The 16991-nt window shown below is 38.5% G+C and carries 17 protein-coding genes; 5 read left to right on the plus strand and 12 right to left on the minus strand.

From position 1 onward, the window contains the following. Nucleotides 1-23 precede the first annotated feature (23 nt). The 9 genes from AAEY99_RS10820 to AAEY99_RS10860 form a co-directional block, all read right to left on the minus strand. Nucleotides 24-731, minus strand: a complete 708-nt coding sequence (locus tag AAEY99_RS10820; protein WP_101087954.1) for a hypothetical protein — start codon at nt 729-731, stop codon at nt 24-26. Between the two features lie 82 nt (nt 732-813). Beyond that, a complete protein-coding gene (locus tag AAEY99_RS10825) occupies nt 814-1215 on the minus strand; it encodes a hypothetical protein (RefSeq protein ID WP_351010466.1) in 402 nt (133 codons plus the stop codon). 207 nt (nt 1216-1422) lie between these two features. Continuing rightward, nucleotides 1423-1911, minus strand: a complete 489-nt coding sequence (locus tag AAEY99_RS10830; protein ID WP_351010468.1) for an Sbal_3080 family lipoprotein — start codon at nt 1909-1911, stop codon at nt 1423-1425. Between the two features lie 55 nt (nt 1912-1966). Next, complete coding sequence (locus AAEY99_RS10835; RefSeq protein ID WP_101087950.1) at nt 1967-2242, minus strand: hypothetical protein; 276 nt, start codon at nt 2240-2242, stop codon at nt 1967-1969. Nucleotides 2243-2401: 159 nt separating this feature from the next. Next, nucleotides 2402-2641: a DUF4870 family protein gene (locus AAEY99_RS10840; RefSeq protein WP_197708465.1), complete on the minus strand. Its 240-nt coding sequence runs from the start codon at nt 2639-2641 to the stop codon at nt 2402-2404. A 205-nt stretch (nt 2642-2846) separates the two neighbouring features. Beyond that, complete coding sequence (locus AAEY99_RS10845; protein ID WP_101087948.1) at nt 2847-3515, minus strand: cold shock domain-containing protein; 669 nt, start codon at nt 3513-3515, stop codon at nt 2847-2849. 231 nt (nt 3516-3746) lie between these two features. Beyond that, the gene (locus tag AAEY99_RS10850) at nt 3747-4097 is read right to left on the minus strand and encodes a DUF4870 family protein (RefSeq protein ID WP_162022753.1); all 351 of its coding nucleotides are present in this window, start codon (nt 4095-4097) and stop codon (nt 3747-3749) included. A 435-nt stretch (nt 4098-4532) separates the two neighbouring features. Beyond that, nucleotides 4533-4673, minus strand: a complete 141-nt coding sequence (locus AAEY99_RS10855; RefSeq protein ID WP_242445191.1) for a hypothetical protein — start codon at nt 4671-4673, stop codon at nt 4533-4535. Nucleotides 4674-5092: 419 nt separating this feature from the next. Further along, nucleotides 5093-6697: a methyl-accepting chemotaxis protein gene (locus AAEY99_RS10860; RefSeq protein ID WP_101087944.1), complete on the minus strand. Its 1605-nt coding sequence runs from the start codon at nt 6695-6697 to the stop codon at nt 5093-5095. A 362-nt stretch (nt 6698-7059) separates the two neighbouring features. Between AAEY99_RS10860 and AAEY99_RS10865 the strand changes: the two genes are divergently transcribed. Next, on the plus strand, nt 7060-7671 hold the full coding sequence (locus AAEY99_RS10865; protein WP_101087942.1) for a Yip1 family protein: 612 nt from the start codon (nt 7060-7062) through the stop codon (nt 7669-7671). A 500-nt stretch (nt 7672-8171) separates the two neighbouring features. On the opposite strand, the gene AAEY99_RS10870 is transcribed toward AAEY99_RS10865, so the two are convergent. Further along, nucleotides 8172-8417, minus strand: coding sequence for a penicillin-binding protein (locus AAEY99_RS10870; protein ID WP_101088214.1), 246 nt, complete (start codon nt 8415-8417; stop codon nt 8172-8174). A gap of 496 nt (nt 8418-8913) precedes the next feature. Here AAEY99_RS10870 and AAEY99_RS10875 point away from each other — a divergent pair, with 496 nt between their 5' ends. From AAEY99_RS10875 to AAEY99_RS10890, 4 genes are all read left to right on the plus strand, one after another. Further along, nucleotides 8914-10518, plus strand: a complete 1605-nt coding sequence (locus AAEY99_RS10875; RefSeq protein WP_351010474.1) for an alkaline phosphatase — start codon at nt 8914-8916, stop codon at nt 10516-10518. A gap of 16 nt (nt 10519-10534) precedes the next feature. Continuing rightward, entirely contained in the window at nt 10535-12475 is a 1941-nt protein-coding gene (locus AAEY99_RS10880; protein WP_351010476.1) for an alkaline phosphatase family protein, read from the plus strand. Between the two features lie 127 nt (nt 12476-12602). Further along, nucleotides 12603-13334 carry a hypothetical protein gene (locus tag AAEY99_RS10885; protein WP_101087938.1) on the plus strand — a complete coding sequence of 244 codons (732 nt, stop codon included), beginning with the start codon at nt 12603-12605 and terminating at the stop codon, nt 13332-13334. A gap of 494 nt (nt 13335-13828) precedes the next feature. Then, nucleotides 13829-14278: an excinuclease gene (locus AAEY99_RS10890; RefSeq protein WP_351010478.1), complete on the plus strand. Its 450-nt coding sequence runs from the start codon at nt 13829-13831 to the stop codon at nt 14276-14278. Nucleotides 14279-14387: 109 nt separating this feature from the next. On the opposite strand, the gene AAEY99_RS10895 is transcribed toward AAEY99_RS10890, so the two are convergent. After that, on the minus strand, nt 14388-16295 hold the full coding sequence (locus AAEY99_RS10895) for an alpha/beta hydrolase family protein (protein ID WP_101087934.1): 1908 nt from the start codon (nt 16293-16295) through the stop codon (nt 14388-14390). Beyond that, nucleotides 16292-16849, minus strand: a complete 558-nt coding sequence (locus AAEY99_RS10900; RefSeq protein WP_101087932.1) for a hypothetical protein — start codon at nt 16847-16849, stop codon at nt 16292-16294. Before AAEY99_RS10900 ends, AAEY99_RS10895 begins: the two co-directional genes overlap by 4 nt. Between the last annotated feature and the right edge of the window lie 142 nt (nt 16850-16991).

Genomic DNA, 16991 nt, shown 5'->3' on the forward strand with positions numbered 1-16991 from the left:
GACAGGGGGAAGACTCATATATGTTATGCTTTACTCCCATCAGGCAATCTAACTTCAAGTATTTCATTCAGTTCTTGAGGAGTTAATATCTCAGTTGTTATATCACTAAGATCTCCAACATTTAATGTATATTTTTCTGGTATTTTATAATTTAGGTCGATTAATATACGATGTTCACGTTGATGTTCAAATGTTTTTCTTTTTTGAAAACCATGCATATCAGAATCTAACTCCCCACTAAAAATTTGATCATCAAAGTAATCAACCAACGATATGGCACCATCAACATTTATACTTTTTATTGCAGATTTCGCTCTTGATATAAACTCACTAACATTTGTGATTGCAACACAATAAGAACCGAGCCCATAACACTTAGAATGTACTTCAAGTATATTTTTAAACTCTTTCAATGTATCAACAGAAATTTTGTCAAATCCTCGTGAGTTTAATGCATAGGTACAAAATGCATTTCGCGAAAGTAGATCATTACTATGAACTAAGACTGCTCCATCGAAGGAATCTGAATCTAATTTTATATTTCCAATCTCAAGCTGAATATCATCAGATTGGAAATATCCAACAATACCTTCACATGGATCTCCACGCAGCTCACCATTGTCATCTATCCAATCTTTATAATCACGGAGTGTTTGCATATATAACTCACCGTTAATAAAACTTTGAGCATGTTGTTTTTCTTTAAATATTTTAACCAGTGCATATATCAAATTATCACCTTAGGCATAAACACCTAGATCATACTGAAAAATTGATTAATCAAATGAATCAAGCACCAATTTTTATGACGTATTATTCATCAAGCAATTTGGTTACCTGCTTAACTGCTATCTTTTTAGTGATATCAATAACTGCAGAAAGACCTTCTCTTTGAAATCTATCTTTAATTATGGTCAAAACATCTGGTTTATTAAGAGCTAAAGCAAAATCATACCCTTCTGAAGTAATTCGCCAAGGCATACCAGAAGTAAACTCATATCGTCCTTGCTCATCAAATTCAAGCTCTATTCCTAGTTTTTCATGGGAAAAAGCCCCCGTGATTAGTTTCTTTTCTTGCATAAGAATCAAGTGATGGGCTAACTTTTGTGAGTCTTTTTCATATAACTCAATAAAGTCATCAACACTAACGGTACTTGTTTCTGACTCTACAAAATTTATCAAAATTTCATTTATAAATTCGTAATCTAATTTCATTATTAGCTCAATATATCCAGACTCTCATAAGGTTATAGTATTTATGCGTTGAGCGGTTTGCAAAGCATAAATCATTTGTTGGAATTGGCTGATGAACATCAATATTAATCAGAATAATCGTGGGTAGCCATGTTTACGCTTGTTAATTGGAAGAGTTAATTTTTTTGGTTGCATTCTCTTCCGTCATCCGGCCAAACAAAACACTCATCATATAGCCATCCGTTCTTCAGCATTACCAAATTTATTACCATTTAGACTATTTGGCGCTTTAAACTCTACTTTTCCAACACGCTGACCATTTTGAAATGCTTCAATATATGCATCGTTTATATAGAGTGCCAAATCCCACCCCCAATGCCCTTCATACTCAAGCCTCAGTTTTTCTAAATCATGCTTCGATCCATCACTCGATGTAGTGTATTTGAAATTATGTTTATCGAGCCAAGACTCCATTGTCTTCTGAAATCCTTCTCGTGTTTTTTCATCATTGATAATGACAACCTGCACATCACCACTTTCATAGTCATTAGCAATGGCTGTAGCGGTGTATTTTGGCGCAGCACAACCAGCTAAAACCGACGTAAGCAACACAAATGCAATTACAAATATTTTCTTCACTTTAAACCCTTGATACGTAAGTAGGCACCCCCCCCCATTTTTATTGCAAATAATCAGGGTGGCTTTTTTTAGCTTCAATTATTGATCTGTTATTGACTGGATAAAGAGTAACATCTCAAGTATTGGGGTTGGTTCACCCCTTGGGATAAGTACGACTTGCCAGTTCTTTTTTATATTTATGTTCGGTTACGTACCACATGGTTACACCAAATAATAAACCAGCTAATGGCCAAACAATAATGTGAACGATTGCGGCTTTAGAAGTAAAACCATCTACGAAAGGCTTGTTCATAAATGCCATTATGGTTAACATTGGTAAACCATACGACAAAACGCCTCTAATTAGAAAAAAGTTTAACTTACCTTTTTCGCGAGTTAGTTCCCATGCCTTGAATTGATCATCCTTCATCTAAAATATCCTCCATAATTGATTAAAGCATTACACCCTAAATTAATCATACCACCCATTTTTATTGCCAATAAGCAGGGTGGCATTTTTTAGCTTCAACACTTGAGATAAAGACACGACTTAGCGCAGCGTATCCCTATTTGTTAGGTTGTTAGACTTTTAAAATAACCAACCAGTAGGGTTGTCAATTGGTTTTTCCAGTTCAAGTGCTTTCATGCCCTTGAGTGAGCGGATTATTAGCCAAACTGCCCAGAATAAGAGTACAAACCAACCAATGATAACTAAAGATAAAATTGAGCCTAAGAAGATATAAATAGCACCAATCCAAAAAGTCCTAATTTGAAACTGATAATGGGTTTTTAACCATTCAGGGGCATCACCTTTATTGATGTAAGCCATTACTACACCGATTATGCCCGTAACAAAAAATTAATCATGCCACCCATTTTTATTTTTAAATCAGTTCTAAGCGCTTTTAAGACACTAGGCAATGCATTTTGAACCCATAAAATAGGCTTTTTATTTAAAAGAGTAATTCTACAGCCTCAACGCCTCAATAAGAGGCGCCGTAGGCGTCCCACTTTATTGACTTGATACATGGCGATTACACCAGCCACTGATAGATTGCTACACTACTGATAACAGGCAATGTTAGGATGATTAAAAATGATCCAAGACAACCGCTGGATGAGCCTCCTCGAGAATAACTTTGAGTTTCCTCTCTCGGTTTGTTTCTGAGCCAGTCCTTGTGGCATTTGTTGCAGAATAATCTAGTTATCCCCCTGTTCCATGCCTCTACAGTTCTAGGATTAAACCTTTCAACGGCTTTGCAATTAGTGCAAGAATAATGATCTTGTTTTGGTTTTTTATTACGACCAGAGAATAAAAAAGCGACTATGGCTGGAATTGCATATGGCCATACCTTCTCAAGATTATTGAATAGATAAAACTGGTATCCGGTGTAGCTTAATGAAGAAAGAATTATGATCATTAATAAGTAATCAAGGACATCCTTTTTTGGTGGATCAACTTTTATTCGTTTGGTGTTTTCAGTGCTGTTTGTTGGAGATAGCCCATCGATAGAAACAGAAGATGCTTTGATTTTTCCATTCTTATCCTTGCTTAGTTCAAAATCAACACTGTCTCCAACTTCAGGTCTGCGACCTCTTGTTCTGATAGTTGAAACATGGAAAAAAACTCTACTTTTTTTGTCTGAAATAGAGATAAATCCAAAACCTTTTTCATCATTCCACTGACTAATCTTACCTTTCATATACTATTCTGATTACTCCTGAATTTGATTAAGCCATGTGACGCAAATTAATCATGCCACCCAATTTTATGATTTTTATTGCAAATAATAAGGGTGGCTTTTTTAGCTTAAATTCTTGATCTGTTATTGACTTGATAAAGAGTAACATCTCAAGTATTGGGGCTGGCTCAACACTTGAGATAAGGACGCAGCTTAACGCAGCCGATCCCTATTTGTTAGGTTGTTAGGCTGTTAAAATAACCAACCAGTAGGGTTCTCAATTGGTTTTTCCAGTTCAAGTGCTTTCATGCCCTTGAGTGAGCGAATTATTAGCCAAACCGCCCAGAATAAGAGTACAAACCACCCAATGATAACTAAGGATAAAATTGAGCCTAAGAAGATATAAATAGCACCAATCCAAAAAGTCCTAATTTGAAACTGATAATGGGTTTTTAACCACTCAGGGGCATCACCTTTATTGATGTAAGCCATTACTACACCGATTATACCTGTAATACCAAACAATAAACCTACCATGTAAAGTAAGTAAACTATTTTGGCTTGTTCCTTAGTCGTTGGAACATTTTCTACTACTTCACTCATCTATTTTATCCTTTAATTGTGATGAATTTTATAATTGATTCTTCAATATTTGTTGAACAAGAAACTATGCCTCTCATTTTTAAGACAATTAACATAACTGCTTTTAGCGTTGATTGCGATAGCTTTCTGACTATTCAAATGTAAAAATTGAACGAAAATCATCAACAAACTGAGTGGCATATGGAAACTGATGAGCAATACGGTTGAGTTAAAGCATTCGCGGCTTGGTTGATATCAAGCACAAAATGAGGTTATTGTTTCAGTGTGATCTCTAGTTTTAAAGGTTAAGTCTTAAGCACACAACCCGCGTTGGCAGTTCGATGATCCTTGTGCTCGCTTTCGCTCTAGATGTTCGAAATATTCTGTTAAAGCTGGTAATGCCTCGAAAAAAACTTTAAATAATGAGCCAAACTCAGTGGTGATTTTTAGCCCGTTTTAAGCGGAAATATTAAGTCTATTGAGAATGTCTTGGCTACCTGAGCTAATAGCACTGCGCTTATCCTCTCGAATAATTCGCCCTGTATTATCTACCTGCACAATATAATCGTTAACGCTGAGCACCAATCCTTTAGGCATATCCTGACGTTCATTACTGACACAAGCCAATAAGCCTGCTGGTTGTTTACCTTTTATCGCTGAGTTAATTCGGCGTTAAATACAGGTGTAATAAGATATTTCTACTATGGTAGTCATCTTGAGCCGGATGTGCCTTTCTGTTAGTGAATAGATCTCGACATAAGCCATAAAGCCCACCCTGCCGCTTCATCTAATAACGCTTGGTTTTTTATAAAGGAATAGGTAAATCTGCCCTCCCACAAATTAGTCGGGAACGAGTAAAATCTGCCAGTACACTTATCTTCTTTGTTGGCCATTGGGGCAAGCGGCTCATTCAAGAAACGCATAAGCCAACTCATTCCAAGCCCACTCATTAAAGTGGGCTTCTATTATAAGTCTTTTGAACAAATTATAGGCAACTAGAGCGAGTTGAGCTCAACTTATTCACTTAAAAAAGAAGCTAACTCATCAACATGAGATTGAGTTTCATTGATGAGTAGGCCAATTTGAACCGCGGCGTCATTTGACGTTTTCGCAAGATTACGAACTTCGTCCGCAACAACGGCAAATCCACGTCCGGCTTCACCCGCTCTTGCTGCTTCGATGGCTGCATTGAGGGCTAATAGGTTTGTTTGATCGGCGACCGCATTAATAGTCGTTACCGTATTTTGAATTTTACTCAACACAGTAGACATCGCATTGTGCGTTTCGGTCACTAACTTATTACGAGAAGAAACATTACTGCCAAAAACAATATACTTAGAAATATTTCCATTCAAATCCGTAATTGAAGAAATAACACAATCTAAAATCACTTCAGTGCCTTGATGAATCAGTTTCATCATGACTGCTGTCGGTTCGCCTCGTTGGATCATCTGCGTACGAGAATGGTCTAAGTGGTCTTTTAAATTTCCCACTACAGTTTGCATTTTTACATCGTCGTGTAAATTTAACTGCTTTTTAGTATAGTCATTAGCTGAAATAAACTGACCACTTTGGTTAAACTCTAACACAGCCGAATGACTGCTTATTGCATCTCTTTGATTAATCTGTTCTAACACAATACGTTTGATTTCACGCACATCAGAGCTCACACCAACAAAGCCTGTGTGCTCACCTTTTTCATTAAAAATCGGATTTACTGCCAATACAATCCAATATGGCACCCCATGTTTATCAAAATTCAATATCTCCTCATAGAAGGCTTGTTTTGCTTTGAGCTTTTGAGATATGCGCTTAATCGTCTCTTTGTCGGTTTGTTCACGTTGCAAAAGTATACCGGGCTTTTTTCCCTTAACCTCTGCAAGGCTCAAGCCTGACAGTTTTTCAAAACCCGGGTTTACATATTCGACTAAACCATATTTATCAGTGATCAATACACTAGTGCTAGTATTACTTACCACCTTTGATAACATTTCGAATTGCTTTATATGCTGGTTTTGCTCTTGATGGGATAATACATAGACTATGAGTTTTTGATTACCAGAATCAATTTTGTGGCGCGCCACACGAAAATAGACCTTATCTTGCTCAGATAAACAAAGTAGTTGATCTTTACTGTTAAGCCCGTTTTGTAACGTTTTCTGCAAATTTATATCTGATTGATTTAAATAAATAAAATCAGTGTTTACGGGATCCAGATTAGCTGTTACTAACTTTTCATTGTTATCAAATACAACATAGGCCTTGCCACTAAAAGCTAATAACTCTTGCCACACACTTTCATTTAATAACGGTGTTAATACAGCATCAAACGTATAAAGTGAGCAAGACTCTAAGTTTTTATAAGTGAGTGAGATAACTTGCTGACTAACGTGTAAGTTTTCATCACAGCGAATAGTTTTGCTACTACTGTCATAACGAGTAAGTAACAAATTAAAGGTTTGATTATGACCAGCTTGTTTTAAGCGCTGGCTTAATTGGTTAAAAGCATCATTAACGGCAATAATATTCTGCTGAGCATCGACCACAACAGCAGCTGACTGATGCGTGGTAACTAGCTGCAATGCCAGCGCTTTCCTACTAATTTTTGAACTAAACCACATAATAGATCTCTAATAAAAAAGTAACAGCGTCAATACGTTAGTCGAGCGCTAATCGATCACTATTTAGGACTCTGTAATTGGGATCATCGCAATAACTGGTTTGGTCTTTAAATTATTAGATTAAATATATAACGGGTAATAAATATTACTCCGCGTTGAGAAAAGAAACCAAGCCGGCCATTTTTATGATAGTTGAGCAGTACACTCTTAACTGTAGTTGCCACTCACTACCGGATAACTAAATACCGCCGCACAAAGCAAATATCCGCTTACCTCCTATACTGATATCTAAGACACACAGTCGTGTGCCAGTAACCTTAGGTTTTATAAAAAACTGTCGCTTGAATAAGCGAGGAGGAAGCATGATTAATCACGTTTGGGGACTTGTACATCATCCTGATAAAGAATGGCGCGACATAAGTAATGAACATGAAACAGTCAGTCATTTGTACAAAAATCATGTACTGTGGTTGGCGGCGATTCCAGTGGTCAGTACCTTTATTGGTACCACACAATTTGGTTGGACTTTTGGTGGTGAAGACACAATCAAGGTCTCAATGGAGAGTGGTTTAGGCCTGGGGATTTTATTTTATGCGTTAATTTTAACGGCAGTGACAATAGTCGGTAGTTTGATCCATTGGTTGGCACGTAAATACCCTAACTGCCCAAGCAGAAATGAATGTATTGTCTTTGCTGGTTACATGGCTACACCGATGTTTTTAAGTGGCTTGTTTGCTATATACCCTATGATTTGGTTGTGCACACTCGCCTGTATTATGGGCATCTGTTATACCGGCTATTTACTCTATAGCGGTACACCAAGCTTTTTAGGCATCAGCAATCGACAGGGTTTTATTATATCAAGCACGACGCTAGCCATTGGTGTATTAGTTCTAGAGGTTTTACTGGCCGCCGTTGTGCTGCTGTGGAGTCTAGGTGCAGACAATACCATTATCTGGAACCTGTTCAGATAGGCCATATTTTTTGAGCCCATCGACGGAAAACGCCTTAACAATTTGACCAAAGATACGTGAGCCGTTCAGTATTAAGTCATCAGGAGATGCATTATCTTCTGATGACTAACCAAAGAAATGAACAGCTTTTTATTGAGATTAAGCAAACAAGATACCTGTATCGTAACGTCTGAATGCTAGGAGCAGTAAAGAACCAAAACCTATTAGCTAAAACTACCATCATACTATTGTCGCCACACCGCCTAAAAACCGTCAATAAGCCTTCATTTCAAATCCGCGAGTTTATCATTCCACAAAAAATGCATCTTACCTTGTGCAGAATCCAGCGAGCAATTTTTGGATAAAAACCAACCATGCACACCATTTTATAGCGAAAAACATCGTCAAATAATAAATGCGCTGTCGTTATCTGCCGACTTTAGGTGTTTAAACCTATGGCCTAGTGTTCTAAGGCTGAATGAACAAAATACTGATAATAATGATGATTTAATGGCACTCAATCAATAGGTTGAGTTGGGCGTACTCTCAGGGTTAACTTCACCATAAACTTCTTCAGGATCAACATCATTAATCAGTAATATTTCCCTAACGGTTTCAATGTGATCTAATATTTTTTGGTAGCTGTCACCATACTCATACTTAGTCACTTCAATTGATTTAGGCATGTAGGTAAACGCAATTTTCAATGCGTTTAATGCAGACTCACTCATTTTGTCACTATTTACTTCACTATTTACTTCACTCATAACTTCCCTCATCTGATTACTTATAACTTCCCCCATACAAACAGTCCTTATCTAATTGTTGGAATTAATAACATCTTACTTAACTATTCTGCCATAAGGTAGAGTTGCGATTGATTGTGTCAATAAACACATAAGCAAGGTAGGAGTTCAACTATGCTCCCCTCTTTTCTAGCTAATCAACTTAACCTCTTTCAACTCAGGTTACGATAGGTTTTATGCTCGCTTATTAATGTATTAGTTAATTTAATCAGGGTGTTGGGGGTTAATTGCATACAAAAACACTCAGAAGCATAGCGGCCAAGCAAACTTATTGTTCTGCAAAATACCAATACTATAGTCACCTTTAAATAACAATAAAATCAGCAGCTTGATTATATGCACATAAAACCTAAACGCTCTTGTAATCAAATTGTAACCGAAGTGTTACTTAACGTTCATTGTAAACCTCTATGTTATGGCCAGGTTCTCAAATAACTTAACTACAACATAGGGTAATATGAATATGCTCAAACAAGGCTTATCAGTGGTTATCGCTAGTATATTGTCATCGGCAACATACGCAGGTTCTGCAACCGCAGCGACAACGACTGACACACAACTCAATAATGCTTGGTATAAAGACGGCCAAGCAACCATCACTGAAAAATTACAACAATCAAGATCAACAAGAGCAAAAAATGTCATCTTGTTTGTTGGCGATGGTATGGGGATTTCTACACTTACCGCAGCTCGGATTTTAAAAGGGCAATTAGCCGGTAATTCTGGTGAAGAAGGTTATTTAAGCTTTGAAACATTTCCTTATTCAGCTTTAGTTAAAACCTACAATGTAGATGCACAAACACCAGATTCAGCAGGCACCATGACAGCCATGATGAGCGGCTTAAAATCAGACGCTGGTGTTCTGGGTGTTGATGAAGACGTCGTTCGTGGTACTTGTGCCTCAGTCAAAGGCAATGAAGTGGTCACGGCCTTGGAGTTAGCCGAAATAAAAGGCTTATCGACGGGTGTGTTATCGACCGCACGTATTACTCATGCTACGCCAGCCGCCACTTATGCAAAGTCAGCAGACCGTAACTGGGAAGATATCTCAGACATGGATATTGACAATAATGCTGAACGTGCAGATTGCGAAGATATCGCATCACAACTGGTTAACTTTGAAAAAAATCTAGAACAACGTTACACCGGAGTTGATGTAGACGGCATTGATGTTGTGATGGGCGGTGGTCGTCGTCATTTTTTACCTAAAGATGCCGCATTTAATAGTGTCGATGCCGTTAGCGCGATTGAAGGTGACCGTACCGATGGCCGCGATTTGACCGCAGAATGGAGTGCTATGTATCCAAATGGTCAATACGTTATTGACCAAACTGGATTTGATGCCATTGATACAGAATCCACTGAACGTGTTTTTGCTTTATTCAATGAGTCGCATATGCAATACGAAGCCGACCGAGCCAATGATATTGCAGGCGAACCCAGCCTGTCTCAAATGACAGAAAAAGCCATTAAAATACTTGATAACAATCCAAAAGGTTATTTCTTAACGGTTGAGTCTGGCCGAATTGACCATGGTCATCATGCTGGCAGTGCAAGCACAGCGCTTAATGATGCTATTGAGTTTTCCAATGCCGTTCAAGCGGCATTAGATGCAACAAATGATGAAGAAACGCTAATCATTGTCACTGCCGATCACAGCCATGTGTTTACGATTGCTGGCTACCCAAAACGTGGTAACCCTATTTTGGGTAAGGTGGTTGGTATTGGTGCGACTGAGCCTAGCGAAGATTCTGCTGGTAATCCTTACACCACTTTAGGTTATAGCAATGGACTTGGTTTCAGAGACTTAGGGGCTGAAACAGATGGCGACGCATCTTATGCTGCTGCAGCTATCGCAGGCCGTCAAGACATCACCGCAATCGATACAACAACCTCTGGTTATCACCAAGAAGTGACGGTGCCATTAGATAGCGAAACTCACGCGGGAGAAGATGTGGCTATTCATACATCAGGCCCTGGTGCGCACTTAGTTCAAGGTACAGTTGAACAAAGCGTTGTATTCCATTTAATCAATCGTGCTCTTGGTTTAGTTGGTCAATAGACCCTATAAGGTTTTTATGATGAATAAATTTATATTATCAACATTAACAGTTTCTTTGGTTTTGGCATTATCAGCTTGTGGCGATAACGGTGACAATGGCACCGATGGAACTAACGGCATCAATGGATCTGATGGCTCAAATGGCTCAAATGGCACTAATGGCACTAATGGTACTAACGGAACCAACGCATTAATTACCCAAACCCCCTTAGCGGTAGGTAATGCTAATTGTCTCAATGGTGGTGTGCAAATCGACTCGGGTATCGATGCAAATGCTGATACCGTTTTAGATGCGTCTGAAATAACATCAACTCAATATGTATGTTCGCCTGCTGCGACCACAGTAAACGATACCGAACTGCTAACCAGTTTAAATAACTCATGGTTTAAACAAGGCGCTGCCGAAATAGAAACGGCAGACGATGTTTGGAATAAAATTGATAGCCAATTAGCAAACAATGCCAACGTATCGATTGCAACTGCATCTACCGCAGCAGAAATAACCGCACTTAAAGGCTCAGCTAAAAATGTGATTTTATTTGTTGGTGACGGTATGGGTGTTTCAACGGTAACCGCAGCGCGTATTTTAGATGGTCAGAATAAAGGCATGATGGGTGAAGAAAACCAATTAAGCTTTGATAAGTTTCCATTTTCTGGTTTAGCAAAGACCTACAACGTTGATGCACAAACACCAGATTCTGCAGGAACAATGACAGCGATGATGTCGGGCGTTAAAACAGATGCTGGCGTATTAGGTGTTGACGAAGATGTGGTTCGTGGCAATTGTGCTAGCACGAAAGGCATTGAGATGATCACTGCCTTAGAATTAGCTGAGATTGCAGGTAAATCAACGGGTGTTATCTCAACCGCACGTATTACCCACGCGACACCTGCTGCAACTTATGCAAAGTCAGCAGATCGTAACTGGGAAGATATCTCAGATATGGATATTGCCAACAACCCTGAGCGCGCTAATTGTGAAGATATTGCATTACAGTTAGTCAATTTTGAAGCCAACTTAGAAGCTCGATATGCCGGTGTAGATGTTGATGGTATTGAAGTGGTTATGGGTGGTGGTCGCCGTCATTTTTTACCTAAAGATGTAGCATATAACAGCAATGACGCAGTCAGTACCATTGAAGGTGACCGTACTGATGGCCGTGACTTAACCGCCGAATGGCAAGCGAAGTATGCAACAAGTGCTTATGTATTTGACCAGGCTTCATTTAATGCTATTGACACTGAAACAACACCGCGGGTATTTGGTTTATTTAACGAATCGCACATGCAATACGAAGCTGACCGTAAAAATGATATTGCCGGTGAACCTAGCTTGTCAGAAATGACCGCCACTGCCATTAAGGTGCTTGATAATAACGACAAAGGTTTCTTCTTAACGGTTGAATCTGGTCGAATTGACCATGCTCACCATGCCGGCAATGCTTATAACGCGCTAAATGACGCTATTGAGTTTGCTAAGGCTGTGCAAGTCGCGGTTGATGCAACAAGCCAAGAAGACACCTTAATTATTGTTACTGCTGATCACAGCCATGTATTTACCATTGCAGGCTACCCAAAACGCGGTAACCCAATCTTAGGTAAAGTGGTTGGTATTGGTGCGACTGAGCCAAGTTTAGCCTCAGACGACATGCCTTATACCACAGTAGGTTATACCAACGGCCTTGGCTTTAGAGATTTAGGCACACAAACCGATGCTGATGCCAGTTATGCAGCTGCTGCAGTAACAGGCCGCGTTGACTTAACCGATATTGATACATCAACCGCAGGGTTCCACCAAGAGTCGCTAGTGCCACTCGATAGTGAAACACATGCGGGTGAAGACGTTGGTGTTTTTGCTGTAGGACCTGGCGCTCACTTAATTACAGGAACTAACGAGCAAAGCTTAATATTCCATGTGATGGATTACGCTGGCAATCTTTCTGGTACCCCCCAGTAAAGTCAGCTAAATAACCTGAACGTGAGATAAATAAGTAAAAAGTCATCAATAAAGAATAGGGGCTTGCCCCTATTCTTTAACTTTTAGCTTGCGCCTTGATACTTGACCAGCCAATAAGACAAAACACATGAAAACTCTATTGTTACTAACCGCTATCACTTTCCCGTTATTTGCATCAGCAAGTGACACTTGCCAATCAACTGCCTTCATGGCGACCTATAACATTGAACAAACGACTCACGATGCAGCATCAAACAAACAAAACCAACTGGTATTATTAAGAGCCCAAAATTCTGTATTTCATATCAACAATCAACAAGTCGCAACACAATGGACCACACTGCCACATAATCACATGAAAAAAACCTCATACTTCATCGATGACAAACGCGCCATTGAATATGAAGCAACCAAAACGATATCTAATCAAGCATGGCAATATCATGCACAATTACTCCATCCATTATTTCAAAAGCAGTCAACACTCATTGAAACTACTGGACAAGATTGCGATAAACTAGAACATTATCAACAACAAACAAATACAAAAACGGTTGATATATGGTGGTTTCCAGCAAAAAAACTAGTACAACGCATTAGTACTACATTGTCAGATAAAACTGAATCTGCAGATAAAGCCGTAAATTGGCAATTAACTGAGGTGACTTACGACAACAAAATGATTCAACAACAGCTAGATACATTCTCTGCGTACCAATCTACTGACTTTGCTGATATTGGCGATAATGAATCTGACCCGTTTTTTAGAAAAATGATCAACTTAGGTTTTATTGAACACAGCGCTTCAGGATTTTATGACAGCGAAGGAAATTCATTATCGTCAGCACATCAGCATTAACATTGGCCATCGTACTGATGAACTTATGGGCTTCATTTATCTCCGCCCTCCCCGCTTCTATATAAGATAAACAAAGCAATAGCCATGTTATTTTGTCTCGCCATCACAGGGAAGTGAAGCGTTACCCTTAATGCAGCTGATTCAACGTAACGCTGTAGCAAAGTGATGAGATAAGGCTTACTCACTCAAATGTTGACCACATTTTCTAGAAGTTGCGATGTTAATGAACAAGCAAATATGACCCCATCACTGTCTGTGTCTGTGTCTGTGTCTGTGCAATGTTTATCACTGCATAGACATTGTTTTACCCCAAATATATCAACACACTTGATTGCATCTGCTAATACCTTATGGTTTCTACCCAACTTTATCACCTGCCGAAAAATTGAATATTTCTCATTGATAGGTGTAAAATCAGTGAGTTAATGTTATTTTGCTTCGCACAAAGGATTTTCACCGTAAAAGCCAAACCAATTAAAAGGATGTTTCTTAGTATGAAAAACAATAGTACGAAAAACAAAATCATCGTGTTATCTCTTGCACTCGCTATTGCCCCTTCTGTTTCTTATGCCCGCGACGATGTCGGCAGTTATTCGGTAGCAGATGCGCTGAGTACAGAACACGCAAAAAATAAACTTGGCAGCAATGTAGCCTTTTATTTTGGTGATCAAGCTTATTCTGAGCCAGTAAAAATTATCGGTGAATTCAGTGCTAATAAAAAGACTAATGCTTTTAATAAATCTGATATCGAAGCTTGCCATTGGGTATTTCTATCGGCAATGATCGCGCTAAAAGAGCGAGCGATTAAAGAAGGCGGTAATGCTGTTGTTGAAATCAAATCAAATTATAAAAACAATCTTACTAGTAGCAATGACACTTTCCAGTGCGGTGCTGGCAATATTGTTGCAGGCGTTGCACTAACTGGTAAAGTGGTTGAATTGTAAACATCTATTTTTTCGTAAGTTTTTCATTCACAGAGCCAGATAGGGTTTAATACTATTAACTGGCACTCAAAGCCACTGAATTACAGTGGCTTTGATTAACTGTTTAAGATTATAAGGATGAAGCGATTTCACTTTGAGCAAAACTTTTCTGCATGAATTTATCAATACTATTGTATAGCGCTTGTTGTGTAATGATGTAGTTAAATCCATGTACTTCATTTTCAAAAAACATAGACTCATACGACTTGCCTAATTTATCTAACACATATTTCAATCGAAAATAATGTTCCGAATCGACTACGCGGTCCCTCCCGCCTTGAGCAATAAAAATTGGAATAGATAATTCATTCATTCTATACACCGGTGAATACTCAATTAAGGTATCCCAAGATTCATTTGGGTCACCAAGAATATCGATCAAAACTCGCCGAGAATCATCTTTTTCAGAAATATTATGATCAGAAAACAGTAATGGTATGTCTGTCACACCGGCATAAGAGATGGCACATTTATATAAATCTGGTCGTCTTATAGCACTGATTAATGCAGAGTACCCACCATAACTGATCCCAAACACACACACTTTTTGGCCGTCAATATCATCTCGAGCAATGACTTTGGTAACGGCAGACTCAATGTCATCTTCTATTAGTCGGCCCCATTGACGCTTGCCACTATTAAGAAATTTTTTGCCAAAGCCTGATGATCCGCGATAATTTGGGGTTAATACTGCATAACCTTTTTGAACAAAATAATGTACATCAACTGAAAAGTGTCTCGTATCATTAACACCTAACGGTCCACCATGAGGCATCACAAGCAAGGGGACGTCTTTAGCGGCAGAATTGCTTGGCATCGTTAAATAAGATTCAATTTCAACACCATCGGAAGAAGTCGATTTAATCACTAAACTTTTGCCTAATGAGTATTGATTTAACCAAGGTCGCTCTTCACCTATAAGCTGGCTTTTACCTGTTTCGGCATCGAATAAATAATAAGCAGAAGGTGAATCGATCGATTGGCTAATCGTCACTATTTTTTGGTAATCTTGATCAAAGTGAATAACATAATTGTCTTCTTTATCTCCTTTACCCTCAGATGTACCAGTATATGTTGACAACTTATTGTCATAATTTTGAACTAACACTCCACCGAGCATATAGGTGTAACCTATGATGCTGCTGTCGTAAGGGTTTTGAATAATGCCGACAATATCACGCCCTGGCAGACTGTAAACTTCACCAGTAAAAGTCTTAGACTGAACATCATATCGAGATAAGCTTTGATAACCATTTTGCTGTTCGGATAACACTAATAATTCATTTTTAGCATCATCAAACCATACTGGTATAAATTTAGTTTGATCATCTTGCCGCCAAACTTGTTGCCACTTACGACTGTCAGCTTTTTTAACATGAACCTCTGTTACGCCCCCTTTGCTAATAAAATTAACGTTAGGTTCACCAAAAGGATTAAGTAACCATGCTCCTTCAGGAAATGGGCCTATTGATATACTCTTTTTACTGCGAAACTGCGCTTCAAAAGCATCATCAGTTACATTAATAGTAAATAAATGTGCTTTGCCATTTTTATAGCGCTGGGCGATAAAAATATCGTCAACCGCGAGTAATGGATCAAATAAGTAAGTTTGTTTTAGTAAAGCAACCTGAGTGACGCTATTGGCTGCATCAACTTTGTAAATCAATAACTGGATACCAGAATGGCGATCAAATGTCGTGACACTAAAATACTCTTTACCTAACCAGCCAAAATCACTAATGGACCTTCTAGATTGCTGGCTAAAACTAATCACCTTGGTATCCCAACTAAAATCTGTGCCAGCAAGTATCACTGTATAATTGTTATCGACCAGTTTTTTATATAGTAAATGTTGCCCCTGCGGACTTAACTTCGGTGCAACGACATCTGGATTTCTGAAGAAGTCGTCTTCAAGGCTTGCTGCGACGGTCATCGAGAAAAACGATAATGCAATAAGAATACATTTAATCAGCTTCATAATTGATTCCCTTCAATTGCTTTAGCATATTCAAAAAAGTGGTCTTTTTCTTTGCCGGTGTAGTTCAAATTATATTGAGCCAATACTTCAGGATAGCTAGATTCCATGTATTCCAGGGCTTGGCTGGCTTTGTTATTAAAATAGAACCTAGCACCACCAATCAAGTAATTTAAGCTGCCATTCATCTCGGTATACATTGAAAGATGGCCTGCATAATTGATTTTCCCGGCCTCAACATTAATCACGTACTTCTGATCCGCTAAGTCAATATAAGTCTGTTTTCCTAGGTACACGCGATTCCAAGTGTAGCTGCCTGCATCTACCACTACGAGCCAGTAATTATAGTTTGACTTAAGTTTTTCAAACCTTAAGTCCGACAACCATCCTTCACTGTCTAACGTAATATGACTCGGTACGTAACCTTGCTCAATTTTCATAGCAACAAGAATATATCCCTCATCTTTACTCAGTTCGGTTAGGCAATAACCCAATGTTGAAACGCAACATAAAACCACGCAAAATGCGCTTTGCAGCAATCGTCGATATCCTTTCACACAACAACTCCTTGTTGACTTGTTATTCTTATTAATGAAATGAGTAAACAGCTGATTTCACCATTACTTTCAACCTTTTCACCTCAAAAATATAACAAATAAACTATTGAAATAAAATATAAATTCTGACTACTGGAGTAAT

This window comes from Shewanella sp. S1-58-MNA-CIBAN-0166, from assembly GCF_040310085.1.
In the GTDB taxonomy this organism is placed as follows: Bacteria; Pseudomonadota; Gammaproteobacteria; order Enterobacterales; family Shewanellaceae; genus Shewanella.